The sequence below is a fragment of the Actinomadura xylanilytica genome, assembly GCF_030283145.1.
Classification (GTDB): domain Bacteria; phylum Actinomycetota; class Actinomycetes; order Streptosporangiales; family Streptosporangiaceae; genus Spirillospora; species Spirillospora xylanilytica.
Map to the genome: position 1 here is coordinate 423,350 of NZ_JASNWE010000002.1, position 26,363 is coordinate 449,712.

Consider the following 26,363-nt stretch of genomic DNA (forward strand, 5'->3'; position numbering starts at 1 on the left):
GGGCATTATCAAGGCATGGACATGGAGAAGAACCCCAACAAGCAGCTCCGCCGCACCCAGGACGGCCGCATGATCGCCGGAGTCTGCTCCGGCGCCGCCCGCTACCTGGGCATCGACGCCAACATCATCCGGCTGGCGCTGGCGGTCTTCACCCTCTTCGGCGGCGCCGGCATCGCGGCCTACGTCATCGCCTGGGTGCTGATCCCCGAGGACGGCGCATCGAAGTCGATCGGCGAGGACCTGTTCCAGAAGGGCAGCGAGTCACCGTTCGTGCAGGACACCGTCCAGAAGACCAAGGACGCCGTCAACAAGAACCGCACCCGCGCCTGACCGCTCAGGGAGCGGGGGCGGACCGCCTGAACCCGCCGGGCGGTGTGCTGCCATCGGACGGCGCGTCAGCACCGGGCATCGCGCCGTCACCGGCCGCCGTCCCATCGCCCGCCGACGCCTCACCCACCCCGTCCATCACCCCCGCCTCGGACGCGAAGGCCACCTCGGACGCGACGGCCGCCTCGGACGGCACGCCCGGCTCAGGCCGGCCGTGCAGCTCAGGCGGCTCGAGCAGCCCGTGCGGCTCAAGCGGCTCGGGCAACCCGTGCGGCTCAGCCGGCTCAAGCGGCTCGGGCAACCCGTGCGGCTCGGGCAGTCCGTGCGGCTCGGGCGGCTCAGGCCGCTCGTGCGGCACGGTCAGCAGGGAGCGTGCGCGCATGTCGGCGATGACGCCGCCGCGGACATGGTTCCAGCTCAGCGTGAGCGTCGCGGCCACCATGAGGCCCAGCACCCCGGCGGACGCGACCACCGTCTCGGGTCCCACGGCCTGCGCGATCGCGCCGCCGATCAGGATGCCCAGCCCCTGGCCGGCCAGGATGCCCGACTGGGCGAGGCCGAACGCCTGCGCGCGGCCCCCCGCCGGCACCGCCGCGACGAACGCCGCGTTGGCCGCGAGCTGGTAGGCGCTGCCGACCCCCGACAGCGCCCACAGCGCCATCACGCCCCACAGCGGCGGATGCGCCGCGGCGCCGATCAGCGGGACGCAGGCGAGCATCGACATCCAGCCCATGGCGCGCAGCCGGTCGGTCGGCCGGACGCAGCGGCTGAACAGGAACGCGCCGACCACCATGCCCGTCGGCATCGCCGACATCAGCAGTCCCACGGTCACCGCGCTGTCGTCGAAGGTCGCCGCGTACGGCGCCGCCAGCCCCTCCGGGATGATGTAGAACGCGCACAGCCAGGCGAACGAGATCAGCGAGCGCAGCGCCGGATCGCCGAAGACCAGCCGGGCACCGTCCCGGGTGGCCCGCCACAGGCCCCCCGGGTCGCGTCGGCCCCGCTTGGGCGCCGGCCGGGCGCGCAGCCCCACCACCAGGATCGCCGCGGACGCCCCGAACGTGAGCGAGTCGAGCGCGAGCGCCTGGCAGGTGCCGACCACCGCCACGATCGCGCCACCGGCCAGGAACCCCAGCATCTGCGTGCCCTGATGGGTGATGTTGTTGATCGCCGAGCCCGCCACGTAGCGGTCGCCGTCCAGCACGTCGGGCAGCACCGCCGCCCGCGCCGCGGTGAACGGCGCACCGAGCAGCACGGTCAGGAACACCAGCGCGCACAGCGTCCAGAACGGCATGGTGTGCAGGGCCATCACCGCCATCAGCGCCACCAGCCCGGCCCGCAGCACGTCGCAGACCACCATCACGGTACGGCGCGGGAACATGTCGGCCAGCCCCGACAGCACCGGCCCGCCGACGATCGGCGGGATGTAGGTCAGCGCGTAGGTGAGCGCGGTCAGCAGGGCCGAGTGGGTGCGCTCGAAGACCAGCACGGCCAGCGCCACCTGGGCGAGCTGGTCGCCGATGAACGACAGGGCCTGGGCGAGCCAGAGCGCACGGAACTCACCTACCGCGAAGACCTCGCGGTAGGTCGCCTGCACCTCTGGCGGCCGACGATGCCGGCCGCCCTGCCTTCCCGCCACGCGCGCTCCAGTTCGGCTGCGCCCGGTCCGGGGCGCACCCTCCTATTAACTCACGCTGCGTGGCAGTTATGTGACCTACCGTGCCCATTTGGTGAAACCGTTCGTCCCCTGAGGGGTGGCATGACCCCTGGGACGGGATGCGCGGATGGGCTCAGTATCCGAGTTCGTGCAGGCGGGCGTCGTCGATGCCGAAATGGTGGGCGATCTCGTGCACCACGGTGATCCGCACCTCCTCCACCACCTCGTGGGGCGTGTCACAGATCCGCAGGATCTCATTGCGGTAGATCGAGATGTGATCGGGCAGTACGCCCGCATACCAGTCACCGCGCTCGGTGAGGGGTACGCCCTGATAGAGACCGAGCAGGCCGCGTTCGGGAGCGTCGTCCTCAACGACGATGACGACGTTGCGCATGTGCGCGACCAGTGCGGGCGGGACGGTGTCGAGGGCCTCGCCCACCAGGTCCTCGAACGCCTCGCGCGATATCTCGATCACACGTTCATTCTGCTCGACCGAAGGAGGAACCGTTGCCCCGGATCGCGAAGGCCGCGCTCGCCAGGGTTCGGCCGCCCGGCGGCCCGCGCACCCGCCGTGCGGGCCGGATCCTCGCGGTGGCCGCCACCGGGCTGGCCGGCGGCTACCTCGGGCTGCTCCTCGGCGGCCACGTCGAGACCGCCGTCGGCCCGACCGACGTCTCGCTGGCCCTGCGCCCGTCCTGGACGGGCGGCACCACGGTCGACATCCCGCCCCTCGGCGCCCTCCACCTCGACACCCACGACGGCCCGCTGGCGCTCCAGGCCGGCGTCACCGAGCTGCGCCCCGGGGAGGCCGGCAAGCTGATCGAGAGCGACGCCCAGCTCGCCCGGGTGACCGACCAGATCACCGACCAGCTCCGGCACGGCGTCACGATCATGCTGCTCCGCGCCGCCGGCCTCGGCCTGCTCCTGGCCTTCCTGGCCGCCCTGGTCGCGTTCCGCTCCTGGCGCCGCGCCCTGCTCGGCACCGGCTCGGCCCTCGCCGGCCTCGTCGTGGTCGCCCTGATCACCTGGCTGACGTTCAACCCGCAGTCGGTCGGCGAACCCCGCTACACCGGCCTGCTCGCCAACGCCCCCCAGGTCGTCGGCGACGCCCGCGGCCTCGTCGCGCGCTTCTCCGCCTACCGCGCCCAGCTCGCCCGCCTCGTCGGCAACGTCTCCAAGCTGTACGCCGCCACCTCGTCCCTCCCCACCTACGAGCCCGACCCGTCCACCCTGCGCGTCCTGAACGTCTCCGACATCCACCTCAACCCCACCGCCTGGAACGTGATCCGCTCGGTCAGCGCCCAGTTCCAGATCAACCTGATCATCGACGCCGGCGACCTGATGGACCACGGCAGCAAGCCCGAGGACAAGTTCGCCGACGAGATCGGGAAGCTGAAGGTCCCCTACGTCTACGTCCGCGGCAACCACGACTCCAAGGGCACCCAGAAGGCCGTCGCCCGGCAGAAGAACGCCGTCGTCCTCGACGACGACACCCGCAAGGTCGAGGGCCTGACCGTCTACGGCGTCGGCGACCCCCGCTACACCCCCGACAAGAGCACCCGCGACGACTCCGTCGGGACCGGGCAACTGCACGCCGCCGGCGCCCAGCTCGCCCACAAGCTCCGCGCCTCCGGCACGACCCCCGACATCGTCGTCGCCCACGACCCGAGCGAAGGCGACGCCTTCTCCGGCGCGACCCCCCTCGTCCTGTCGGGCCACGCCCACCAGCGCTCCACCCGCCTCCTCCCGACCGGCACCCGCCTGTTCGTCCAGGGCTCGACCGGCGGCGCCGGCCTCCGCGGCCTCGAACACGAGCAGCCCACCCCGATCGAGCTCTCCGTCCTCTACCTCTCCCGCTCCACCCACCGCCTCCAGGGCTGGGACGATCTCCGCCTCGGCGGCCTCGGCCTCACCTCCGCCCAGATCGAACGCCACCTCGAACCCGCGCCCGACCGCCCCATCACCCCGCCCACCGCCCCCGTGCCCCCGTCCCCGTCCTCGCCGTTCCCCTCCCTCCCCCAGTCCCAATGGCCCACCACCAGCGCCTCACCGTCCCGTTCACCCGAACGCCCGTAACCATTTATGCGTCCGGCGAGGTTGTCCCCTATGCTGGGCATGCTGTGGCGGCTGCGACCGTCCTGGCAGGGCCCCCTTCGTCTAGCGGCCTAGGACGCCGCCCTTTCAAGGCGGTAGCGCCGGTTCGAATCCGGTAGGGGGTACCACCCGCACGACTGCATGATCCGCGTGGTCGAGATGAACGAGCAGGTCCTGGACAACCTGGACCGGATCATCACCAGCCTGGAGACCGGTCAGGACCCCACCGGCGACACAGGGACGTCCAGTGCGCGCTGGCAACTCCCAGCACCTGATCACAGCAGCCCGACGGCGCAGCCAGCTGACCAGGGAGAAAGCCGTTCGGGCTTCGGCATCCGGACGCGACAGGGCAGCCGATCAGCATCGAATCCGTCGCCCGGCAAGCGGGCGTCTCCCGATCCTGGCTATACGGCCAGCCAGACCTGCGCACCGAGATCGACAAGCTCCGCACCTCAGCCGGCACCACCACCTACCTCGGTGCCCGCCCGACAGCGCGCCTCGGACGCCTCGCTGCGAAGCAGACTCCAAGCGGCCAACGAACGCGTCCGCATCCTCTCCGCAGAGAACAATGAGCTGCGTGAACAACTCGCCCCGGTACTCGGCGAACTGCGCTCACTCAGGTAGTCAGGCCACCTCCGACCAGCAGCCGGGCCCAGCGAACGCCTACTTTTGGCCCAGATCAACCGCGATACGGTTCGAACGTGATCAGCGACGGAGGAGCTCAGCTCGGACGACAAGCCGCGCAGCGCCTGGTCCAACTTGACTGCTGCGTGATCGAGGCAGGCCTGACCGAAGCAGAGTTCACTCGCATCGAGCACGACTACGGATTTGAGTTCGCCGACGACCACCGCGTATTCCTCGCCGCCGGACTGCCAGTCCACGAACCGCGGGAAGAGAAGCCGGGCACTAGCTATGCATGGGAAGGACCATGGCCGGACTGGCGCAACGGCGATCCCGACGAACTCCGCCGGCACCTCGACTGGCCGATCGACTTCCTGCTCCAGGACGTCCAGCGCTGCCGCTCACTCCGGTGAAGGCGACGAGCCGCCCCTTGGGGATGCTCACGGACACGTCCCGCAGATTGTTGGTACGAGCCCCCACCACATCGATGGTCTCGCGCCCCATACTCGCGACGTCCCATGCGAATGCAGTCAACCTTCGTCCACCTTCCGCGACGCAGCAGGGCAGGGGCGGTCAGGCCCCCACCCATGCCCGAACGAACATGGCGCTGAGCGGCCGCTTCACCAGATCTCCCGTCGCATGGCCGGTCCCGATGCGGCCATGCTGCGGATCAGGGCTGGGACGCCGCGGTGAGCTTCGCGATGTCGGCGGCGTAGACGGTCATCCAATGCGGATGCAGCCGGTAGAAGACAACATCGTTGTCCCAGTCGAAGCAGTCGTCGCCGTAGAAGTCCTTGAAGTACGCGAGCAGGTCCGGCCAGTCCGCGGCCGGCTCGCCGTCCTGGGGGTTGAGGATCTCCACCGTGCCATGCGTGAACACGCCCAGGTCCTCACCGCGCATGTGCGCGGCGCTGACGGCGGGCCGGGCGGCGAGGTGGCGGGCCTTGACAGCGTCGCGCGCCGTGCCGAAGTACCACTTTCCGTGGAGGAAGTGCCCGTCCACACCGCTGATCCGCGGTTCGCCCTTGGCCGTCACGGTGGACAGGGCGAGGGTGCACATGCCGGTGAGAACCCGGGCGAGTTGCTCCGCGGTCAGTGTCCTCTCAGTGTTGATGATCGAGCGGAGGTGCGAGGAGGAGCGGGAGAGGGATGCCTCAAGGAGGGCCTGAAGCTCTTTGAGATCTTCCGGAGTTTCGCGCATGGAGGTCCCTGTCTATCCGTATCTATCCGTGGTGCCCGGTCCACGCCCACCATCGACGCCGTCCGGTGAAACCATGCTCACTCCAAAACCTGACACCTTGCGTCATACTTCTTCATCCATCTGCGGACGCCACTCGACACCTTCCTCGTCCGGCCCGTTCTTGTCCCGGCCCTGACCCTGGACACCGGCCGGGCCTTCCGGTGGCCCGGTCACATGGCCGCCCTCGTGTCCGTCCGGCCCTGGCGCCCAGGCGGGCCAGGATGCCGGTAACGAAGCGAGTGCCTTCGCCGAACTCGTCCAGTGCTGATCCTCGGACCGCTGTGCCTCGCACGCGCATAGGTTCACTGACGCTTGACGATCAGCACGATCACCATGGTGAACACCACCCATGCGCCGCATACGGCCCAGATCTCGGTCACTCACCCCACGCTGTCCGTTAGGGCACTTGGACCGCATCAACCTGCTGTTCACCTTTCCAGGCGCCGCCGGTAGACCCTGGTATTAGCCCCACGGGCTGTCGGCACGGCCGCCCGAGGCCGGACCGTGCCGACATCGGGCGTGCGGACCGATCGCCGCTTCAGCCCTGGTGGGAGACACGCCTGCCCACTGTCACAGATGGCCGCCGACCTCACGCGCGATCCTGATCACTGTCCACGCGATGAACAAGGTTGCCCATGCCCCGAACTTCGCCACTTCGAAGGCGGTGCGCAGCCGCCAGTACCTGGCCGCGCGCCGGTCTCGGCCGCCGTTGCCCGCCTCGCTCGTCCGGGCGGTCTCGCCGGTGGTGCCGTGTCGTGCCATCAGTCGTCCTCCTCGCTCCGACCTGAGGCGGCCGGGTGGCCGGCGCCGGGTCTTCTCGACGCAAGACAAGAAGAACTCGCAAGTCAGGGTGTCCGGTAGGGGGCTGGACATTAGGGGACGATCTTCGATCGCATCTGTCCGGAAACGGACGAGCCGCGATCGTCTGCGGACATCCGGCCGCGGCCGTCCCGGAGTCAGCCGTACGCTCGGAAATGCCGTCGGACGATCTGGGACAGGGGGCTTGGGTGCAGATACCACCGGAGACAGGGGATCTAGACCTGGCCGCGGTCACCACAGTGCCGCAGCTTAAAAAACTACTGGGAGTGCTGAGGCTCCGAGCCGGGCTCTCCTTGCGCGCTCTGGAACAGGCCAGTGCTGGGAGGCTGACCAAGACCCGGGCCGCGGAGGCCGTCAATGGTGCCCGGCCGCCCTCCCGTGAAACCGTGGAGGATTTCGTGCGGACGTGCGGCGTCCCCGAAGACCAGATCACACCGTGGGTGCGCGCCTGGGAACGCGCGAACGTCCCCAGGAACGTCGCTCCGCCCGACCGCGACGATTTCCGCGCCGAGGCCGAGCAGATCTTGGATCTCGCCCGTGCCGAGGCCGTGCAGATCGTGGATCAGGCCCGTGCCGAGGCCGAGCACATCGTGGGCCAAGCCCGTACCGAGGCCAGAGCAGATCTCACCCACATCGACGCAGTTATGCCGGTCCCGGACGGCACCGACACCCCACGGGAATACTGGCTGTTCTCCGGTGAACGCTACCTGCGGGTGAGCCTCTCCTCCTTGGGCGACCTGCTGCAAAGGCGCCTGACCGACCATTCTCCCCTCCACGAATGGGCCGGAACTTTCAAGAGGCTTCCGGAATTTCGAACCAAGATAGACATGGTGCTCGGCGTTCCGGACAATCGCCACGAGTATTGGGTCTTCTCTGGAGATCAGTATATTCGGATACACGTCGCCGACACCGAGAACGGGATCCGCGATGAGCTACAGGAGGGGCCAAAGCCGCTCAGTGATTGGGGTAGGACGTTCGGGGCGTTCTCAGACCTCGACCGCATTGACACCGCGATGCCGGTGCCGGAGGCCGGTGGGCAGAATCAATACTGGGTGTTCACAGGCAGCCGGTACCTCCGGACCTGGGTGAAACATGGACTCGATGGCCAGATCAACATTCATCCGACAGGGTTCGACGGATGGTCCGACGATGAAGGACACTCTTTTCTCAAGGGGTGGCCCGGCACCTTCAACAGAGTCAGCCCCTTCAGTGAAGGGATTGACGCGGTGATACCATTGCCACCTGTGAAAAATGGAGAAGAAGAGTACAGAGACTACTGGGTGTTCTCTGACGACCAGTACATGAAGATCCGGGTGATAGCTCACCTGTACAGTGACACGATCATTCAATTCCCAGCAGCGCTGGGTGGCTGATGATGCCCGTCTCCTCGATAAGGGCGGTGGCGGACTGCCATCTCAGTGCGATCACCTGGCCATCCCTCCTTGACCTCCTCCTTGGAACCACTGCGGCGGCACGTGACAACCGGCTCTGACCTCTTCGACGCGGTCGGGTGGTGTCGTCGATGTAGCCCTCGGCCGGGGCCGTGATGGGCGCACCTGGTGCTCAGCCGTCTTTGCGGGCGTGCTCGGCGAAGTCCCAGAGGCGGTGCTCGCGGTCGGGGTCGTAGGACTCCTTGGACGAGGGCACGGCCCGGGAGCGGTCGATGTAGGAGCCGGTGGGTGCGGCGGTTCGGCCGAGGATGGCATCGGCAAGCTTGCGTCCGGCGGCGGGGACCGTGTCGACGATGGGTGTGATGGACAGCGCCGGCAGGACCCGCCGGCTGAGGAAGCGGTCGATGGGGCCGGCGGAACGGACCAGTCCGGTGCCGGGCACGAGGCCGGGGTTGTAAGACACGATGTCGACCCCGTCGGGCAGCCGCCTGGCCCACTCGTGCACGAGGTGAATGGCGGCGAGCTTGCTGGTCGAGTAGGCGGTGCGGCCGGCGGTGACGGTCGCGGGCTTCGGGAAGGCGCCCGGCCGCGCGAGGGTCTCCGGGTCGGACCAGCGCGGCGCCGGGACGAGTCCGCCGGTGTGCCTGAAGTCGCCGAAGTGCGTGTCGCTGACGGTGATCACGATGCGCGCGGGGGCGCTGAACCGCGGCTCGAAGGCGCGCAGCAGCAGATGGTTGGCCAGCACGTTCACCGCGAAGGTGGTCTCGTACCCGTCCGGGGTGGCGTGCAGGGCGTCGACGAACTGTACGCCGGCGTTGCCGGCGAAGGCGCGGAGGGGCGGAAGGTCCCCCTGGTCGAGCATCCGGTTCACGGTCTCGGCGGAGGAGCGGATGCCGTCGATGCTCGCCAGGTCGGTGTCCACCAGGGTGACGTTGTCGCTGATGGCCCGCAGTTCGTCCAGGGTGTTCCGGCCGGATTCTCCTCGCCCGAGCAGCACCAGGTGCGTCTCCTGGTCTTTGCGCAGGACCTCCGTGGCTGCGACCCGGCCGATTCCGCGCGTTGCCCCGGTCATGATCAGCGTGTGCATGGCTCGTTCCGTTCTCTCGTCCGGGACAGGCGTCCGGAGGTTTCAGTTGACGACGTCAACACTGTGGCATTTTTCAGTGGACACCGTCAACTGTAGGGTGGGGCCATGAATGTGCGTGCGGAGACGGCGGCGGCGACACGGCAGGCACTCCTGGACGCCGCGTCGGCGCTCCTGGACGGCGGCGGGGTCGACGCGGTGACGCTGCGAGACGTTGGGAGCGGCGCCGGCGTGTCGCGCTCGGCGGCCTACCGTCATTTCGTCGACAAGGAAGATCTGCTGATGGCGGTGTCCGCGGCGGCGTGGGATTCGCTCGCCACCCGCCTGAGGGGGATCGCGGCCGACGCGACCCTGAGTCCGGATGAGGCGCTGCGCGGAGCGCTGGGGGCACTGGTGCAGGTGGCGCGAACGCGTCCGCACCTGTACCGGCTGATGTTCGCTCGGACGGTGGGCGACGCGACTGCGGCGGTCCAGGCGGCGACCCGCGCGCAGGACGTCTTCCTGGCCATCGTCGGTCGCATCGTCGAAGGAGACGGTATGCCTCAGATGGCGGGCCTGCTGATGGCGGCCACGCACGGCATCGTGGATCTCGACCTCAGCGGGCACCTGACACCGGAGAAGTGGGGCACTGGCATCGACGGGATGGTCGACCTGCTCGTCCGTATCATCCGGCCCCTGTGATGTCACGGCACTGCGACATGGCGCCCGACACCTCCCCGACGAACCCTCGTCACGTCGGCCCTCTCCTCCGAGAAGACGCCCCCGCCTCCGCGATCACGGAGGCGGGGGCGTCCCCCAGCACCGACCGCACGGACCGGTGACGTAGCCCCCCGGGTACGCGTCGAAGCGGAGGCCGTGGTGGGATTTACGCCCGTTTATGGCGAGAAAGGCCGGAACTCGACACTCGACCGGTTTATGATCTTGGCGGGTGCCCTCCGGCGCCCACCAGTCCGAGGAGAGTCATGCGCACACCATCCGCCCGGTCCTTCACCTTCCTCGCCGCCGCCTCGGCCGTCGCCGCCTCGGTGCTCGCCCTCGCCGGACCCGCGTCCGCGGACGTCTCGGTGCAGGGCGTGGACACCTACGCCTCGACGCTGGACGGTGAGGCCGAGGCCCGCTGGTGGCACGACGGTGACAAGCTCGTGGTCCACGACGTGCTGGCCGACGGCTGGGGATCCAGGGCGCAGCTCCAGACCTGGAACTCCGCGCTCAACCAGTGGATGACCGCGTTCACCTGCACCGACTCCAACTCCTCGGACGGCACGAAGACCTGCTCGCAGAACCTGGTGGAGGGGACGCCGGTGCGGATCCACCTGTGGCAGTACAAGGGCACCTCGACCCGCCTGCACACCTACAGCCCGCAGGGGCAGGCGTAGCCCGGCCCTCTCCCCCCGGATCCGGTGCCGGTCACGGGTGCGGGCGGCGGATCTCCAGGCGCTGGCCGGTCATGGCGGCGAAGACCTCTCCGTAGATCAGGCCGAGTTGGTCGGCGTCCCTGAAGCGCCACACCGTCGCGCGGTCGGCCCAGTCGTGCCCCTTCAGCGGGAGGCGCCGGCGGGTCGACCTCGGCACCACCAGGTGGACGGCCCCGTGACCGGCCCGGCGGAGCAGTGCGGACAGGGTGGACGGGGCGTCGAACAGGCTCGCGTCAGTGATCACCATCAGGCTGCACGCGCCGGGCTCGGCCGGACGCTGGGCGCGCAGCTCCAGGAGCAGTTCGAGGGCGGGCGCGAGCAGCGTCCCCTGCCCCACGTCGCCGAGCGCCTTGTCGGTGACCTGGGGCAGCCCGCGCACGTCGGCGGGCGGCACCATAACGGCGGCCCGTCCGGCGAAAGCCACCGAGGTGAGCAGGTCGCCGTCCGCCATCTCCCGGCGCGCGAAGTCGGCCAGCGCGCGGAGCGCCGCCTTGCGCGGCCGGGCGTGGGCGCGCATGGACACCGACAGGTCCACCGCCACCTCCAGGCTGACCGGGCCCCGCGCGCGGCGCTCACCCGCGATGCGGGCGGAGGCGAGGTTCGCCGGGGGCAGCGCCCGCCCCGTCCCGGACGAGGCCGGACGCGTCCCGTCGGCGGACGCGGAGGCGGACGCGGCGCCACCGGTCCCGGCGGAGGCGGCCGTGGCGGCGGCGACTGCGGCGGCGGCTTCGCGGATGCGGTGGTACTCGGCCGCGCCGGCGCCCAGCGTCCGGACGATCGCGGCCGCGTCGGGCAGGCCGTGGCCGATCTCGCGGAACCACCAGCCCGTCCCGCGCCGGTAGCACTCACCAAGCAGGTGCACCGGCTCGGGCGTGGTCTCCCCCGCCGCGGCCCCGGACAGGACGGCCAGGTCGGCCGACGCTCCGTCGCGGAGCGTGCAGCGCAGCCCGCCAAACCGGGACAGCGGCCCGGACGCCGTCTCGGCGGCGAGGACGATCCGGTCGGTCCCGGCGGGCGGCGCGGCCAGGTCGACCATGACCCCGTGGTCGTCGGCGACCGTGGCCAGGCACCCGCCGGAGGCGTCCTGGAACACCGCGATGAGGGAGACGGCCGCGCCGTCCGGGCGGCTCAGCTCGAACGCGGCGATCGCGACCTCCGCGAGCGGGACGTTCAGGGCCTTGCGCAGCGGCCCGGTCCGCGCGCCCGGCATCACAGGCCCGCGGACAGGATCGCGGGCAGGATCGCATAGGCGAGCACGGCAAAGCACACGACGGCGACGCCCAGCACCACCGCGTAGATCACCAGCCGCCACCGACGGTAGGGATCGGGTCCCATCAGGCTCCCTTCGGCTCGGGCGTCACGCCGGGTGGCGGACGCGGAGGCCCTCTCCGGCCAGGATCCAGCCGGCGAGGTCGAGGACGCCGGCGTCGACCTCGCCGCCGTCCAGCCAGGCGGACGTCCGGAAGAAGCGGACCTCGGCGAACGACCGGCGCATGAGGCGGACCATCCCGTCGAACCCGGCCGGGCCCTCCAGCCAGTCACGGATCTCGTCGCTGCCGCCGCCGAGGCCCGCGAGCGCCTCCGAGCCGCGCACCAGGTCGTCCTTGGTCAGCGCCACCGCGAGCCGGGCCCGCCCCGTCTGCGCGCCGAGCCCCTGGATGTTCTCCACAAGCTGGCCGAACACGAAGTCGGGCGGGGCGTCCGAGCGCAGCCGCCCGGACCTGGCCCGCTCGCCGGGGTCCAGCGAGTCCCAGACGGCGTCGATCGACAGCGGGTCCAGGGTGAGCAGGAACGTGCGGGCGGTCTTGATGTACCGCAGCTCGCGCAGCAGCTCCGAGCGTCCGACGAACTCGCCGGGCGCGTCGAAGACGTGCAGCAGCCGGGGCCTCCCCGAGGACGGCCGGACGTGCAGCGAGTAAGCGCGCAGCGGCGCGTCCTTCACCTTGATCGTCTTCCAGGTGTGCACGCCCGCGCGCAGCTTGTCGGCCAGCCCCCGGTACGCCTCGGCCGACTGGTCGTCGGCGAACTCGGCGACGGGGTCGCGCGCGCCGTCCGCGCCGCCGGCGTCCCGGCCGGCTCCGTCCACCAGGCCCATGACCAGCGCGGTCATCAGCCGGGTCTTGCCGGTGGTGGCGGCGCCCAGCACCGGGATCACGATCTCCGGCACCGTGCCCGCGCCCCGCGACATCGGCTCGTCGCAGTGCGGGCAGTGCGCCGTCATCCGGCCGTCGCCGGTGCCGGTGAGCAGCAGGGTCCGCAGCATCGTCCCGCACGCGCAGCGGCGCCGCAGCACGCCGTACCGTCCCGGCCGGACGTCGCGGTGCCGCCTGCCGCACGTCTTGCCGGGACACTCGTAGGACGGGTACGGGACCCGCTGGTGGCAGGAGGGGCAGCTCGTCCGGATGCCCTTGATCCGCCGGACGCCCGAGTCGACGGCGCGCAGTGCCTGCCCCGCCGAGATCACCGCCAGCGCCAGCACCGCCACCACCGCGAACTGCACGACGCACAGCACGCCGATGGCGGCGAGGCCGGTCCCGACGCCCGCCGCCATGCCGAGCCACACCACGATCCCGAACGGCCACAGCAGGAGGCCGCCGTTCCCGAACACCCGCCGGATCTGCGCGTCGTAGGTCACGAAGAGCTTCGCCGGGGCCGGCACCGCCACCCGCGCCGCGTGCCGCAGGTCGATCAGCGCGGGCCCGAACAGATAGTGCGTGTAGGCGGGCTCGGCGCGCCCATCGGCCCGGCCCGGCGGCGGCGGGACGGGCTTCGGGTCGGCCCCGGGCCCGACCCCCATGACCGAGGCGAGCCGCCGCAGGTAGGCGTACAGGCTGTAGGCGACGAAGAACGCGCCGATCAGCATGATCGCGGGCAGCGCGAGCACCGCCACCACCCACAGGACGATCAGGCCGAGGACGCAGCCGCAGCCCATCGGCATCCCGTCGCCGCTGCGGGCGGGAGCGGGCGGCGTCCCGAACCTCGTCGACATCCTCTGCCTTTCCGGTGCGCCCGCTGCGGGGCGGGGGGTCGTGATCGGACGATGCGCCCGGGGAACGGCGCGCGTCAGTCGTGCGGCGCCCGGCCGGGCAGCCAGCGCGGGCGGCGCCGGCAGTGCCGGTGCCGCCAGTGCTTGAACTCCTCGGCCACCGCGCCCGCCCTGCGGCGCACCTCCCGCTCCACCCCGTTGAGGTCGCGTTTGCGCCAGTCCGGCAGGTGGTGCAGCAGCACGCCCTCGATGCCCTCGGCGACGGCCCGCTGCCCACCGGCCGCCGCGCTGCACAGGGTGGCGAACCCGGCGGCGGCGGCGACCACGGCGACCGCCCTGTCGCCTTCGAGGCGTGCGCCGAGCCGGTCCAGGTGCAGCGTGCGGATCTCTGCGGGGGCGCGGCCGAGCAGCGCGGCCAGCGCGTCGTGCGGCAGCGCCGGAAGCAGCACCGCCAGGCGCAGGCGCAGGTAGTCCTTGGCCGCGGCCGTGGCCGGCGTGCCGTACGCGTTCAGCAGCGCCTCACCGGCCGTGCGGCGGGCGGGGTCGTGCCGCGGCTCGCCCGCCGTGACGATGTTCCGCTCGATCCGCCGGATCCGGTCCATCGCCTTGAGCCGGTTCTGAAGGTCGGACGGCATCAGCCCGGCGAGCGGCAGCGCGTTGAGGACGTCGCAGAACGCGCCGTAGGCGTCCAGCTTGGGACGGTCGTCCGGCGCCAGCGGCGCGCGCAGCAGCGGCACCACCCAGGGGACGAGCGCCGGATCGCGGGACGCCCCGTCGGGCAGGCGCGGCAGCAGCGCCGACGCGTCGCCCGTCGACCAGCCGTCCGGCCACAGCGCGGTCAGCAGGTCGCCGTCGAGCCGTCCGGCCGGGCCGCGTCCGGCCAGCACCGTCACGGCCGCGTCCACGCGCCGCGCCGGATCCCTGCGGGCGGCGGCCACGAGGCCGGCGGCGCGCAGCGCGGGCACCGCCTTCAGCTCGGCGGCGGGGACGGCGTCGCCGAACCCGGCGTCGAACACGGCGACGAGCCGGCGGAGGTCGGCCGCCGCCGCCTGGTCGAGGTGGGCGAGCGTGCCCGACCGCAGCGCGGGCCACCGCCGCACGACCGCGTGCAGCTCCGCGTCGGACGGGGCGCGCAGCAACTGCGGCCCGATGACCCGCGCGCCGCAGTTCTGGAGCACCCGCTCGTCGGGCTGGACGTCGTGCGCCTGCGCCAGCCGCAGCAGCCGCGCCACCGTGCCGGAGTCGGCGTCCGCCAGCAACTGCGTGTAGCGGCGCGCGGCGAACTCCCGCGCCTTCGGCGACCGCAGCGCCGCGGCCTCCCCCACCCCGCCGCCCGCCGGTCCGTCCGCGCGACCGCCCGCCGGACCGTCCGCGCGCCCGTCCGCGCGCCCGTCCGCCGGTCGGCCCGCCTGGCCGCTCTCGGCCGCGAGTTGGGCGGTGACCAGGCGTTCCTCCGCCAGCTCCAGCAGCTCGCCGAGCCCGCCGGCCGCCGCCGCGTCGGCCAGCCCGGTCAGGTGCGCGGCGGACGCGGCCTCGTGGCCCAGCGCGGCGGCGCCGATCCGGCCCACGAGATCGCGGCCGAGGCGGGGCGTCTGCCCGGCCAGCCAGGCGCAGACCACGTCGAGATCGTCGGGGCCGACGCCGACGCCGCCGTCCAGCAGCGCCGCCGCGACGACCGGCGCGTGCCAGTCGGCGAGCCGGACCTCGCCGCCCGCCGCGAGCGGCGCCGCGCGCCGCCACAGCGCCCCGGCCGCGACCGTCCCGGCCCCGGCGAGCAGGTGCGCCATCGGCCCGGCGTCGACCTCGGACGCGGCACCGGCGGCGCCCGCGGTGAAGTCGAACAGGAAGAAGCCCTCGAAGGCCCGCTCGTCCGCGACGATCTCGGCGCCCGGGACGGTGCCGATCACGTGGTGCCGGCTGTAGGACGGCCGGAACTGGTAGGTGGCGAACGACATCCGCGCGACCAGCGGCGGCGGGAGCAGGTACGACAGCGCGGCGATCCAGCGCGCGGTCTCGTCGGCGCCCGCGGCGAGGATCACCACCGACCGCTCCTCGTCGAGGACGGCGCGTTCGGCGGCGGCGAGCAGGGCGGGGAGCCGCGCGCGTCCCGCCGCGCCGTCCAGGAAGGCGTCGACCGTCTCGCGTCGCAGCGGACCCGGCGCCAGCGCGCCGCGCACCGGGGGCAGGTCGGGGCCCGCCACCGTCTCGCGCGTCCACAGCCCGGCCCGCCACAGCTCGATGGGCGGCGGCCCCTGCCAGCCCGCGCCGCCGGCGCCGACGAGCGCGTGCGCGAAGTAGTTGCCGAACCGGCCCGAGTAGTCGGTCCCGGTGAACGCGACGTTCGCCACGATCGGCACCGGCCCCGGCGCGAAGCACAGGTTCACCGGGCAGTCGGCGATCTGCGCGGGGGTCGGCGAGTGGCCGAGGGTGCCGGGCGGCTCGTACGAGCTGAGCGCCTCGACGTCGTTCATCACCTCCGGCGTGACCCCCGGCGTCACCGCGTTGAACTGGTAGCCGGCGAATCCGGACAGGCCCGTCCGGCAGGAGGTGTAGTAGAGCTGCTGGAAATCCATGTCACCCCTTCGTCGCGGGCAGGGCGTTGAACCGGCTCAGCAACCACAGGAACGGATCGGCCACCCGGTACGGATGCACTCCCCGGGGATCCACCCGGTTGTCGGCCGTCGGGTCGCCGCCGAGCGCCGACAGCCCGAAGTAGCGGAAGGTCGAGAAGTTCTTGCGCATGATCTGGTCGATCTGCGCGCCGTCCCACTCGTGCAGCAGCGCCCGCACGTGGTCGTGCACCGCCAGGCTGTCGGCCTGGTCGAAGACCGGCTCGGCGTCCGGCGGCTCGCGCAGCAGCGGGCTGCCCGGCGGGAACGCGTGCCGGAGCGCGTCGATCTTGGAGAAGGCGACCGCGACCGGCACGTCGATCCGCCGGTTCGGGCCGCGCCCGGTCGCCTCGTACAGCACCTCGGTCACCCGGGTCAGCACGTTGACGGGGCTGTCGGTCTTGTCGTCCCGGTCTGGCAGCCGGGTGCCGGGCGCCGCGCCCGCCCGCGCGCCGCGCATCTGGAGCGGGTCGAGCAGCAGGATGATCCCATCGGCGCCGCGCAGGTACCGGACGTTGAGGTCGACGCTCTCCTTGGAGATCAGGTCCTCGCCCGCGGTGTCGAAGAACGAGGTGATGGTGTGCCGGTCGCGGGTGCCGAACAGCCCGCTCCGGTCGAGGGTGACCTTGAAGACCAGCGGGCGCCGGACCTCCGCCTGGCCCGGCCTGGTCGTCCCCGGCAGCACGCTCTGCCGGTAGAGCATCTCCTCGTACCGCTTGGAGAACTCGCTGCGGGTGTGGTCGTCGGAGCCGATGACCGCGGCGTCGAACCGCCGTCCGACCGAGTGCATCAGCTCGTGCAGCAGGACGGTCATGTACACCGTCTTGCCGCTGCCCTTGGCCCCGATCAGCGCGATCAGGCGGCTGTCGACCCGGCCGAAGTGCACCGGGAGCTGGCTGTGGCAGTTCGGGCAGAGCCGCTGCGTCGTCTCGCCCTGGCAGCTCGGGCAGCGGGCCCCCGTCCGGCGGCCGTTGACGGCGGTCAGCCGGCCACCGGGGAACACCGGGGGCAGCGCCTCGTTCATCCCGAACCGCCGCGACAGCGCCTGGTCGCGTTCGGGCTTGCACCGCTCGCCGCCCGGCCCGAGCAGCCCGGCGCAGCGGAAGAGCGTCTTGCGTGGGGGGAACGGCTGGTAGCAGTACGGGCACAGCAGGGACGGCATGAGGGGCATCGGCGTTCACCAGGTTCCGGGGAGCGGGATCAGGGTCACCGCGCCCGCGTCCGCGTCAGCGGCGCCGGTCACGGGAAAGCAGGCCAGCCGCGACCCGCCGGACGCGGCCGGGACCGCGATCCGGAGCGTGCGGGGGTGCTCCGGGTCGAGCTCGCCGGCCGGTATCTCATGGATCACCACGCCCTGCTCGGGCCGCAGCGGCAGAACGCCGCCCGCGCGGTGCACGACGACCAGCGGCGGCAGCCGGCAGCGGCGCTCGGTGGTCAGCACCAGGACGGCCGACGACGGACGGCGCCGCAGCGGCAGCCGCGGCCGGCGGAACTCGTACCGGACCTCCGTCGCCGTGGCCGGTACGGCCGCCATCACCGGACGCGACCGCAGCTCTCCGGCGCCGGATCCGGCCCCGCCTCCAGCCCTGCCTCCGGCCCTCCCTTCGGCCCCGGACTTTGTGCCGGTCGCGCCCTCGCCGTCGCGCATCACGGTCCGCACGCCCAGCCGGACGGCGCCGGGCCCGACCTCCACGTGGCAGCCGTCGTCCTCGTACGCGCGGCGGCTGCACTCGACGACGGCCGCCCCCGCCCACGCGGCAGGGTCACCGCCGCCATCGCCGCCGGGGCCCGCCGGAGCGGCGAAGCCGGCGCGGCCGGCCGAAGCCGCCGAAGCCGCCGGGGCCCAGATCACCTCGGCGAGCTCCGCGCCGGACGGCCAGATCCAGCTCAGCTCCACCGTGCCGCCCATCCGGCGGACGGTCAGGTCGCGCACCGGGTCCACCACCATGAGCACGGCCGCGGGTCCCACCACCGCCCTCCCCGTGCCCACGGTCACCGCGACGTAGTAGCGGCGCGAGGCGCCGCCGAACGGCGTGCTCAGCGTCCGCCGCCCACCGGGACCGGGCACGGCCGCACCCGGGACCGCCCGCCCGTACCGGTCGGCCTCGTCCGGCGAGATCCCCGTGCCGGACGGCCACGGCGGCGGCTCGGCGGACGTCCGGATCACCACCCGCCCGCTGGACGGCGGCGTCCAGGTGATCCGCGCGACCGGCGGCCCGCCGTCCCCCGCCAGCTCGGCCGACAGGGCCGGCACCGCCTGCGGCGCCTCCTCCGGCAGGCCGGTGACGACCACGCCGCGGGAGAGGCCGCGGGTGCCGTCCGGACGCTCGTAGACCGCCTGGACCCGGTACCGGCAGGTCCGCCCGGGCGTCACGCCGGTGTCGGCGAAGCCGCCCCGGTCGACGGCCGGGGGCGGTCCGCCCTGCGGATCGAGCCTGGTGACCACGGCCTCGGCCGCGTCCGGCGGGAGCCGCCAGGTCACCACGATCTCCCGCGTCCCCGGCAGCACCGCCAGGTCGTGGACCTCGGGCAGCACCGTCACCGGCGGGCCCGCCGCGGGCGCGGACCAGATCCCCTCGACGCGTCCGGCGAGCACCGTGTAATGCAGGTCCGCGCCGGCCGGTGGGGCCGGGTCGCTCAGCTCGTTGGCGCCGGTCTCGCCGACCACCGTCCCGGCGCCGGCCCCGGCCGCCGCCGCCCCGGCCGTCCGCACCACGCGGTACACCACCGGCCCCACCCGCGCCGGGCTGGGCTCCCACGCGACCGTCACCCGTCCCGCGCCCGCGTCCTCCTGCACCCCGACCCGGACGGCGCCGGGCGGGGGCGGCGGGAGGGCGCGCAGCCGATCGCCGATCGCGTCGTCGTCGACGGCCGTCCGCGCCGCCCGGTGGAGCAGCTCGGCCGCCGACTCGGTGCGTCCGGCCGCCAGCTCGCGCGCGGCCTCCTCGGCCCAGCCCGCCACCTGCCGCAGCCGCTCCTCGACCTGGGCGCGCAGCTCCGGCGGCGCGTCCGCCGGCAGCCCCGGAAGGAGCCGCTCGGCCGCCCGCAGCCGGTCGTCATGGAGGGCCTCCTCCAGCCGCGCCACCGCACCGGCCGGACGGGCACCGGCGGTCAGCATCGCCAGCGCGAGCTCCTCCGCCTCGTCCACGACCAGCCCGAGGGCCACCGCGCGCCCGGCGATCAGCCCCATCGGCATCCCCGCGTCCACCTGGGGCCGCAGCACCTGCATCAGCTCCCACAGCAGCAGCTCGTCGAGCCGCCCCGGCTCGCGCGCCGCCTCGGCCAGCGTCGCCAGCACGGTGTCGCCCGCGGTCTTGCCCTCGTCGTGGGCCCGTCCCGCCGAGCGCCGGACCGCGGCGGCGACCATGTCCTGCGTCAGCGGCCCCGCCGGACCCGCGTCCGACCCGGTGACCAGGCGGAACCCGTCGCGCAGCCGGAACCCCGCGCGGACGGTCGCGGTGCCGACGACCGCCTCGGCCGACAGGCCCAGGCCGAGCAGCCCGAGACCGGCGCGCAGCGTCCGGTACGCGGGCGGCGCCGCGGCGGGCAGCTCCCAGGGCCGGTCGACGACGCCCACCCCGTGGCCCGCCAGCGCCCGGCGCACCTCGTCCTCGGAGCAGGCGCCGCCGGTGTCGGCCACCAGGTGGTCGAACGCGGCCCGGCTGACGCGCGTGGTCGTGCGGGACAGCGCGGTGACCGCCTCGGTCAGCCGGCCGGTCGCCTCGTCCGCCCGCCGCCGCGTCTCGGCGTCGAGGACGTCCCAGGTCAGCCCGCCCCTGCCCGCGCCCGCCCGGGCCAGCTCGCCGTGCCCGATCAGCAGCGCGTCGACGAGCTTGCCGTACGACCTCTTCTGCTGCTTGAGCGTCCGCCAGTACGCGACGACCGACGTGACGTGCCGATCGAACGCCTCGCCCTGCAAGGGCGGCGACCCGTCGAGCCCGTACCGGACGAACAGATCGGCGGGCGGGGTGTTCCCACGGGCACGGGCCGGATCGAGCACGCCGCGGCGGTAGGCGTCCCTGTCGAGCAATGGCGCTCCTCGGCCGGAGGGGGGTCGGTCACTCGGACAGCGTGTACCGCTTGACGGCGGTCTTCGCCTCGGCCACCTGGGCCTCCGACAGCCCCTGGATGCGCACCTCGATCCGCAGCTCCCGCTGAGTCTGCAACTCGACCGCGCGCACGGTGAGCAGGCCGAGCTCGTCCATCGCGAAGCCGATGTCGATCGGCGACCCCTTGCGCAGCCGCGGCAGGTCCTCGATGACCCCCTCGCCGATCTTGGCGTTGTCGGCCGGGTCGGCCGACTCGGCCGCGCCGGCCTGCTCCCAGATCTCCACCTTGATGCCGGTCTGGTCGTCGAAGGCGGTGACGAACCGCTCCGCGTCCGGCGCGGCGGGCAGCGCGGTGTTGGCGCGCAGCACGTGGCTCACCGCGTAGACCTCCGCCCCGTCCGGCGCGAAGTCGATGGTCATCACCCCGAAGGCCCGCGGCACCACCGTGGTCACCCGCTGCCCGGCCAGCTTGCGCACCTTCGCCGTGTCGAGCCCGAGCTGGTCGGCCGCCTGCTCGACCGCCCGGTCGGCCTCGGCGCCGGTCACCGGGACCGAGCCGTCCGCGCCCTCGCCCGGAAGCCGCACCTTGACCGCCTCGATCAGCGCGAACCGCGCCGCGCCCTTGGCCACCGCCAGGTCGGGGTCGTGCAGCTTGGGCGCGAACCCGAAGCGTTCGCGCAGCCCCTCGGCCACCGCGGGCATCCGCACCGAGCCGCCCACCAGCAGCACGTCGTCGAAGGCCGCCACCCCCTGCTCGGCGGCGGCGTCGAGGGTGCGCCGGGTGATCTCGAAGGTGCGGCCGAGCAGGTCCTCGGTGAGGGTCTCGAACGTCTCGCGGGTCAGCTCCACCTTCGCGGTGCCGCCGTCGAACCGCATGTTGTAGCGCCGCGACTGCGCCGAGCTGAGCCCCTTCTTCAGGTCCTCGGCGGCGAGCGCCAGCTCCTGGAGGAAGTCCTCGCTCTCGGCCGCGGACGACCCGGGGTTCTCCGCCAGGAAGCCCTCCAGCAAGTGGTCGGCGATCCGCTCGTCCCAGTCGGCGCCGCCCAGCCGGTGGTCGCCGTCGGTGCACACCACCCGGACGTCGTCGCCCTCCAGCCGGATGACGGTCGTGTCGAAGGTGCCGCCGCCGAGGTCGTACACCAGGATCGTGGACGACTCCTCGCTCGACAGCGCCTCGTAGTGCAGCGCCGCGGCCACCGGCTCGGGGATCAGGTTGAGCACGTTGAGGCCCGCGATCTCGCCCGCGTTGCGGGTGGCCTCGCGCTCGGCGACGCCGAAGTAGGCGGGCACCGTGATCACCACGTCGCGCACCTCCTCGTGGGTGTGCTCGCCGGCGGCGCGGGCCAGCTCCTTCAGCACCAGCGCCGAGATCGACTCGGGGGTGTGCGCGGTGCCGTGGAAGTCGAGCTCGAAGCTCTGCCCCATCTGCCGCTTGATCAGCGACACGACCTGGTCGGGGAACAGCTTGGCCGACCCCTTGGCGTCCTGCCCGACCACCACGTTGTCGGGCGTCTCGAAATACACCACCGACGGCGTGGTCTCCTGGCCGACGGCGTTCTTGGCAATGGCGGGCCGGCCGGTGTCGTCGACATAGGCGACGCACGAGTAAGTGGTACCCAGATCGATACCATAGGTTGCCATTTCGCGGATATCTCCTCGCTCGGAAGCCGGCTCGTCATCGGGGGTCACGCGGTCGGGCACTCGGGCGGTCAGCGGTCAGGCGGTCATGACGTCTCCGGGGCACCAAGCGGCTCGGCCGTCCGAGGTCCGGGCACGGCGCCGGTCTCGACCTCGGTCCCGGTCTCGGTCCCGGTCCCTGCCTCGGTCCCGGTCTCGGCCTCCGCGTGGTCGAAGCGGTGGAAGCGGGCCCGGACGGGACGGCGCACCCGCCCGGTCTCGCGCTCCACGAACCCGACCGCCGTCACCTCGGCCACCGTGTTGTCCAGGGCCGCGTCGGCGGCCGGCACGACCGCCACCGCCGCGTGCCGAGCCGGGTCGAACGGCTCGCCGGGACGCGCGGTGAACTCGTCCAGGCCGGCCCGCTCCAGCGTCAGCAGCACGTCGTCGGCGAAGCTGTCCAGCAGCCGGCCCGGCGCCGGGTCCGCGCCGTCCCCGGACATCCGGGCGGCCTCCTGCGCCAGTGAGTCGTACAGCCGGATCAGGTCGGCGACGATCGGCTCGATCAGCGACCGGTGCAGGCCGCTGCGCAGCCGCTGGTTCTCCTCGTGCAGCCGGTCGATCACCGCCTCGCGGTGCGCCGATCTCCGGTTGAACTCGGCGACCGCGCCCTCGATGGCCGCCAGCCGCCCGTCCACCTCGAACCCGTCGACCCCATCGACCATCGACCCTCCTCCGCCCCGGCGCCCGCGCGGTTACCGGGGCCGATTCCACATACAACAACAAGAATCCCGCCGATGGGAGGCACTCACCCCCCACCAATCCAAGATCGCCTGAATCGCCCCGATTTTCTACCCCGGTCATTCCCTCAGGCCGGCCCGCGCCCCCCGGTCGGCACATTTCGGACGGCAGATATTCGGGGCGCTCCCGCGGCGCCCCGGCGCCTCACCGGGCCCGCCCCCGGAACAAGCCGGTCACGGCACCGTCACCGCGTCGTCACGGACCGGCGCGGTCAGCTCCGTGAGATCGGCCAGGATCTCCGAAACGGCCACCGGGTCGACCTCACCGAAGTGGTGGTGCCCGCCGGACTCGGACGGCGACCCGGCGCGCCCCCAGCCGAGGAACACCTCGACCACCCGGTGCTCGGCGGCCGGACGGCCGCGCCCGCCCCCGGGCCCCGGGCCGAGGACCACCGTGACGCGCCGTCCGCCTGGGACATCCCGCGCGGCCCAGCTCTGGCTCGCCTCGCCCAGCTCCCCGCCGCCGAGCTCCCAGCCGCGCGCCGGCAGCGCCAGCACCCGGTCCAGCGGGACGCCGATCCCCTCGAACCGCTTCAGCCGCGAGCTCGCCCGCTCCTCTTGGAGGAGAAGGTGGTCGACCCGCACGACCTGGGCGAACGGTTGCAGCACCTCGTAGTCGGCGAGCACCTCGGCCCAGTCGTTCAGCCGGTCGCCGAGGTCGACCGGGTGCGCCACGCGGATCCGCGCGGACTCGGGCGGCGTCAGCAGGTCGTCGTCCACGTCGGCGAACGTGCGGTCCTCGGCGAGCCGGAACGCGGTGGTGACGCCGCCGTCATCGCACAGCCACACCAGCCGCCGCACGATGTGCCACAGCAGCGGATGGCCGATCAGGTGCTCCCGGAAGTCGGCGGGCGCCCACCGCCGTCCCGAGGCCATCGCCTCCTTCAGCCGCCCGATCTCGCGGGAGGCGGTGGCGCGCACGTCCTTCTTCAGCAGGGCGTACCGGGCCGCCGCGGCGGGCGCCAGCCGCGCGTCGTCGCGCGCGTTCGGCCTCGGCAGCGCCCGGCGGCGCGTCCCGTCCTCGTCGGCCACGTACGGCCTGAGCTGCTCGTCGAACCCGACCCTGAACCGGCGCGGCCCGTAGTCGAGGGTCATGCTGCCGTCGGCGGCGAGCCCGAAGCCCGGCACCACCCGGTCGGCGAGCTGGTCGGAGGTCAGCCCGAGCGCCGCGGCGACCTCCTCGGCCTTCGCCCGCGCCCGCGCCTTGAGGCCCTTGTACCGCATCCGCTCGGCGATCTTGTGCAGGTGCGTGAGCGCCACGTCCGAGCCTATCTCGGCGAGCACCTCCAGGCCCGCGACGGCCTTGGCGTGCCCGCCGTCGCCCGGCCAGGCCCTGATCAGCGAGGTCAGGCGGCGGACGGTGCCGTCGTCGCCGGTCCGGCCGAGCTGGGCCAGCGCCCAGCCCGACTTGGCGTCGGCCCCGGCGATCCGCCACCGCTGGAACAGCGCCCACCCGAACGCGGCCAGCGACCCCGGCTCGCACAGCTCCCGGACCACCTCGACGCCCGCGTACGCCTCGCCGGGCCTGGTCATCGCCAGCATCGTGACCACGTGCCGGACCGCCTCGTCCGGCAGCGCCAGCCCGGTGTCGCGCAGCAGCACCTGCGGGAGCAGCTCGGGAGCGGCCCAGCCGCGGGCCTTCGGCGGACGGACCGGATAGACCTCCAGCGGGTCGACGGCCAGGAACGCCGCGACCGCGTCGGCGGCCTCGGCGCCGTGCACCCGCGCGGCCTGGACGACCGCGTCCGCGCCGACCCCGGCCGCCACGAACCGCAGCGCGGTCTCGGCGTCGCCGCGCTCCCGGCCCGGCTCGCCGAGCGCGTCCGGGACCAGCAGCGGGACGGCCGCCGCGCCGTGCCGGGAGAACCAGGCCACCGCCGTCGGCCGCGCCGCCTTCGGCGCGGTCAGCCAGCGCGCCATCAGCGCGGCGACCTCGGCGTCAAGGAACGGGAGCAGCCGCCCGCCGTACGCCGCCGGGCTCCCCTCCGCCCGCTTCAGCAGCATCGGCCGCACCTCGCCCTCGAACCGGGCCATGACCGGCCTCAGCCAGTGGTCGATGTCCCAGGAATAGGGGTTCCAGTCCTTCACGAACGGCCGGACCACGTCCTCGGGCCCCTCGCCGAACATCTGCCCGCAGAGCTCCTCGGGGTCGCGGCCCGCCCGGAACGCGGCGATGGTCTTCCGCCAGTCGTGGTCGTCGGAGTGCATCGCGCGGCGGACCGGCGAGGCCCATCTCTCCCGCTCGCCGGGCGCCCAGGCCACCACCTGTTCGGACGGCGGGACGAGGCCCGCGATCACGACCGGCCGCGCCGCCGCCCGCACCGTCCCCGTCCCCTTCCCCTTCCCCTTGCCCTTCCGCGTCCACGGCGGCTCGGTGAGCAGGGCGGGCAGGGAGGACGCGGGCGCCTCGGCGACCCGCTCCAGCGACGTGGCGAGGATCCGCGCCGCCACACGCTCATCGTCGGAGAAGCCGCTCAGCACGCCGGACGAATCAGACGACGCGGCGGCCTCCGCCAGCTCGGGACGCGTGCGCAGGTGGCCGGCGACCAGCTCGGCGATCGGCGACCCCGACGCCGCGTCCAGGCTCACGGCCCGCGGGGCCAGTATCCGGAGCGTCCGCACCGGGAAGTGCTCGGCCGCAGTGGCCATCGCGGGCAGTACGCTCCTCTGGTCGGCCCTGTGCACCAGCATCTCGAACGCCCTGTCATCGGGCAGCGCGCTGAGCGCGTCGAGAATCCCCCTGCGGGCGTCGGGGCCGTTCACGTCGATGTCGAGGTCCCACGCGAGGGTGTAAGTGACGATGTCCCCGAGCCCGTCGACCGCCGTGGCGATGGCCGAGATGTCTCCCTCGAACACGCACGGGTCGAGGTTGGCGACCTGATCGGTCGTGCTCACGACGGACCACCACAGCCAGGTGTTGGTGCGCCGTGAGTTCGGCAGGGCGGCGCAGCACTCGTCCACCCAGTCGACGCGGGTCGGCACGAGGAACGACACCACCAAGCGCCCGACCCGCGTGCCGCGGTGAGCGGCCAGCCCGTCGACCGCCTCCTGGTAGACGCGCTCGTCGGCGACCGCCAGGAGGGAGCGGACCCGCACCGCCCCGTCACGCCACCAAGGGTCCTCGAAATCGTCCAGCTCCACGATCGTGCCGGGCGGACGGAACTCGTGACGGCAGAACTCGACGAACGCGCAGGCGGCGAACGGCAGCCCGTGCTCGGCGGCCCACGCGTCGAGGACCAGCCGCAGCCAGGCGTCGAACTTCAACTCCGAAGGGCTCAGCGCGATCCGCGCGATGGCGGCGGCGCCCACGGGGTCGGGCGCACCGTCCAGATGCCGGCCGATCCGCCCGGCGACCCCGAGCGGGTCGCCGGGCCCGCCGCCCTCCGCCACGACCAGGTCGATGGACGGCCGCACCCGCCGTTCGACCTCGCGCACGGCGGCCACGGCGGAGCCGTCGACCTCGGCGACCGGTACGGCGGCACCGCCCCGGCGCGGATACAGCACGCCCCGCAGGGACTCCGGCAGGATCACCTGATCCTCGTTCGGTGACTGATCGCTCACGGCGCCACTTTAGGAGCCGCCTACGACGAATCGCCTCGAGATCATCCAAAAGAGCGGCTTGCGGGAACGCCGCCCCGGATGTCACCATCGGCC

The 26,363-nt window shown here is 73.0% G+C and carries 21 protein-coding genes and 1 tRNA gene; 8 read left to right on the forward strand and 14 right to left on the reverse strand.

All coding sequences use genetic code 11. From position 1 onward, the window contains the following. Positions 1–15 precede the first annotated feature (15 nt). Positions 16–330 (forward strand): PspC domain-containing protein, encoded by a 315-nt coding sequence (locus QP090_RS13040; RefSeq protein ID WP_285939024.1) that lies wholly within the window; start codon positions 16–18, stop codon positions 328–330. Between the two features lie 4 nt (positions 331–334). Here the strand turns inward: QP090_RS13040 and QP090_RS13045 are convergent, their stop codons facing one another. Then, a complete protein-coding gene (locus QP090_RS13045; RefSeq protein ID WP_285939025.1) occupies positions 335–1,924 on the reverse strand; it encodes an MFS transporter in 1,590 nt (529 codons plus the stop codon). 193 nt (positions 1,925–2,117) lie between these two features. Next, positions 2,118–2,459: a metallopeptidase family protein gene (locus QP090_RS13050; protein ID WP_285939026.1), complete on the reverse strand. Its 342-nt coding sequence runs from the start codon at positions 2,457–2,459 to the stop codon at positions 2,118–2,120. 32 nt (positions 2,460–2,491) lie between these two features. Between QP090_RS13050 and QP090_RS13055 the strand changes: the two genes are divergently transcribed. The 4 genes from QP090_RS13055 (at position 2,492) to QP090_RS13070 (ending at position 5,112) form a co-directional block, all read left to right on the forward strand. Further along, the gene (locus tag QP090_RS13055) at positions 2,492–4,060 is read left to right on the forward strand and encodes a metallophosphoesterase family protein (RefSeq protein ID WP_285939027.1); all 1,569 of its coding nucleotides are present in this window, start codon (positions 2,492–2,494) and stop codon (positions 4,058–4,060) included. Positions 4,061–4,130: 70 nt separating this feature from the next. After that, positions 4,131–4,206: transfer RNA gene (locus QP090_RS13060), tRNA-Glu, on the forward strand. A gap of 22 nt (positions 4,207–4,228) precedes the next feature. Then, the gene (locus QP090_RS13065) at positions 4,229–4,702 is read left to right on the forward strand and encodes a hypothetical protein (RefSeq protein WP_285939028.1); all 474 of its coding nucleotides are present in this window, start codon (positions 4,229–4,231) and stop codon (positions 4,700–4,702) included. 77 nt (positions 4,703–4,779) lie between these two features. Continuing rightward, positions 4,780–5,112 carry a hypothetical protein gene (locus tag QP090_RS13070; protein WP_285939029.1) on the forward strand — a complete coding sequence of 111 codons (333 nt, stop codon included), beginning with the start codon at positions 4,780–4,782 and terminating at the stop codon, positions 5,110–5,112. A 257-nt stretch (positions 5,113–5,369) separates the two neighbouring features. Here the strand turns inward: QP090_RS13070 and QP090_RS13075 are convergent, their stop codons facing one another. Beyond that, on the reverse strand, positions 5,370–5,900 hold the full coding sequence (locus tag QP090_RS13075; RefSeq protein ID WP_285939030.1) for a pyridoxamine 5'-phosphate oxidase family protein: 531 nt from the start codon (positions 5,898–5,900) through the stop codon (positions 5,370–5,372). A 609-nt stretch (positions 5,901–6,509) separates the two neighbouring features. Then, positions 6,510–6,701 (reverse strand): hypothetical protein, encoded by a 192-nt coding sequence (locus QP090_RS13080; RefSeq protein WP_285939031.1) that lies wholly within the window; start codon positions 6,699–6,701, stop codon positions 6,510–6,512. Between the two features lie 245 nt (positions 6,702–6,946). Between QP090_RS13080 and QP090_RS13085 the strand changes: the two genes are divergently transcribed. Beyond that, positions 6,947–8,131 (forward strand): helix-turn-helix domain-containing protein, encoded by a 1,185-nt coding sequence (locus QP090_RS13085; RefSeq protein WP_285939032.1) that lies wholly within the window; start codon positions 6,947–6,949, stop codon positions 8,129–8,131. 190 nt (positions 8,132–8,321) lie between these two features. On the opposite strand, the gene QP090_RS13090 is transcribed toward QP090_RS13085, so the two are convergent. Further along, positions 8,322–9,236, reverse strand: a complete 915-nt coding sequence (locus QP090_RS13090; RefSeq protein ID WP_285939033.1) for an SDR family NAD(P)-dependent oxidoreductase — start codon at positions 9,234–9,236, stop codon at positions 8,322–8,324. A gap of 105 nt (positions 9,237–9,341) precedes the next feature. On the opposite strand from QP090_RS13090, the gene QP090_RS13095 reads away from it, so the two are divergent. Together QP090_RS13095 and QP090_RS13100 are read left to right on the forward strand one after the other, a co-directional pair. Next, positions 9,342–9,914: a TetR/AcrR family transcriptional regulator gene (locus tag QP090_RS13095; protein WP_285939034.1), complete on the forward strand. Its 573-nt coding sequence runs from the start codon at positions 9,342–9,344 to the stop codon at positions 9,912–9,914. A gap of 281 nt (positions 9,915–10,195) precedes the next feature. Further along, positions 10,196–10,609: a hypothetical protein gene (locus QP090_RS13100; RefSeq protein WP_285939035.1), complete on the forward strand. Its 414-nt coding sequence runs from the start codon at positions 10,196–10,198 to the stop codon at positions 10,607–10,609. Positions 10,610–10,640: 31 nt separating this feature from the next. Here the strand turns inward: QP090_RS13100 and QP090_RS13105 are convergent, their stop codons facing one another. The 9 genes from QP090_RS13105 to QP090_RS13145 form a co-directional block, all read right to left on the reverse strand. Then, on the reverse strand, positions 10,641–11,858 hold the full coding sequence (locus QP090_RS13105) for a TerD family protein (RefSeq protein ID WP_285939036.1): 1,218 nt from the start codon (positions 11,856–11,858) through the stop codon (positions 10,641–10,643). Next, positions 11,858–11,983, reverse strand: a complete 126-nt coding sequence (locus tag QP090_RS13110) for a hypothetical protein (protein ID WP_285939037.1) — start codon at positions 11,981–11,983, stop codon at positions 11,858–11,860. The genes QP090_RS13105 and QP090_RS13110 overlap by 1 nt, the downstream gene beginning before the upstream one ends. Positions 11,984–12,005: 22 nt before the next feature. Continuing rightward, positions 12,006–13,637, reverse strand: a complete 1,632-nt coding sequence (locus tag QP090_RS13115; protein ID WP_285939038.1) for a TRAFAC clade GTPase domain-containing protein — start codon at positions 13,635–13,637, stop codon at positions 12,006–12,008. A gap of 74 nt (positions 13,638–13,711) precedes the next feature. Then, positions 13,712–16,207 (reverse strand): GTPase-associated protein 1-related protein, encoded by a 2,496-nt coding sequence (locus tag QP090_RS13120; RefSeq protein WP_285939039.1) that lies wholly within the window; start codon positions 16,205–16,207, stop codon positions 13,712–13,714. Position 16,208: 1 nt separating this feature from the next. After that, the gene (locus QP090_RS13125) at positions 16,209–17,414 is read right to left on the reverse strand and encodes a TRAFAC clade GTPase domain-containing protein (protein ID WP_285939040.1); all 1,206 of its coding nucleotides are present in this window, start codon (positions 17,412–17,414) and stop codon (positions 16,209–16,211) included. Positions 17,415–17,420: 6 nt separating this feature from the next. After that, a complete protein-coding gene (locus QP090_RS13130; RefSeq protein ID WP_285939041.1) occupies positions 17,421–20,273 on the reverse strand; it encodes a SaeA-related protein in 2,853 nt (950 codons plus the stop codon). Positions 20,274–20,301: 28 nt separating this feature from the next. Then, entirely contained in the window at positions 20,302–21,933 is a 1,632-nt protein-coding gene (locus tag QP090_RS13135; protein ID WP_285939042.1) for an Hsp70 family protein, read from the reverse strand. 83 nt (positions 21,934–22,016) lie between these two features. Next, positions 22,017–22,634 (reverse strand): nucleotide exchange factor GrpE, encoded by a 618-nt coding sequence (gene grpE / locus QP090_RS13140; RefSeq protein ID WP_285939043.1) that lies wholly within the window; start codon positions 22,632–22,634, stop codon positions 22,017–22,019. 249 nt (positions 22,635–22,883) lie between these two features. Beyond that, positions 22,884–26,270 carry a DUF4132 domain-containing protein gene (locus QP090_RS13145; protein WP_285939044.1) on the reverse strand — a complete coding sequence of 1,129 codons (3,387 nt, stop codon included), beginning with the start codon at positions 26,268–26,270 and terminating at the stop codon, positions 22,884–22,886. Positions 26,271–26,363: the final 93 nt, after the last annotated feature.

Coding starts and splice junctions, on each gene's coding strand:
- QP090_RS13115 (WP_285939038.1), bottom strand. CDS start 13,637: ATGTCGACGAGGTTCGGGACGCCGCCCGCTCCCGCCCGCAGCGGCGAC.
- QP090_RS13080 (WP_285939031.1), bottom strand. CDS start 6,701: ATGGCACGACACGGCACCACCGGCGAGACCGCCCGGACGAGCGAGGCG.
- QP090_RS13110 (WP_285939037.1), bottom strand. CDS start 11,983: ATGGGACCCGATCCCTACCGTCGGTGGCGGCTGGTGATCTACGCGGTG.
- QP090_RS13075 (WP_285939030.1), bottom strand. CDS start 5,900: ATGCGCGAAACTCCGGAAGATCTCAAAGAGCTTCAGGCCCTCCTTGAG.
- QP090_RS13120 (WP_285939039.1), bottom strand. CDS start 16,207: ATGGATTTCCAGCAGCTCTACTACACCTCCTGCCGGACGGGCCTGTCC.
- QP090_RS13095 (WP_285939034.1), top strand. CDS start 9,342: ATGAATGTGCGTGCGGAGACGGCGGCGGCGACACGGCAGGCACTCCTG.
- grpE (WP_285939043.1), bottom strand. CDS start 22,634: ATGGTCGATGGGGTCGACGGGTTCGAGGTGGACGGGCGGCTGGCGGCC.
- QP090_RS13135 (WP_285939042.1), bottom strand. CDS start 21,933: ATGGCAACCTATGGTATCGATCTGGGTACCACTTACTCGTGCGTCGCC.
- QP090_RS13105 (WP_285939036.1), bottom strand. CDS start 11,858: ATGCCGGGCGCGCGGACCGGGCCGCTGCGCAAGGCCCTGAACGTCCCG.
- QP090_RS13125 (WP_285939040.1), bottom strand. CDS start 17,414: ATGCCCCTCATGCCGTCCCTGCTGTGCCCGTACTGCTACCAGCCGTTC.
- QP090_RS13090 (WP_285939033.1), bottom strand. CDS start 9,236: ATGCACACGCTGATCATGACCGGGGCAACGCGCGGAATCGGCCGGGTC.
- QP090_RS13040 (WP_285939024.1), top strand. CDS start 16: ATGGACATGGAGAAGAACCCCAACAAGCAGCTCCGCCGCACCCAGGAC.
- QP090_RS13100 (WP_285939035.1), top strand. CDS start 10,196: ATGCGCACACCATCCGCCCGGTCCTTCACCTTCCTCGCCGCCGCCTCG.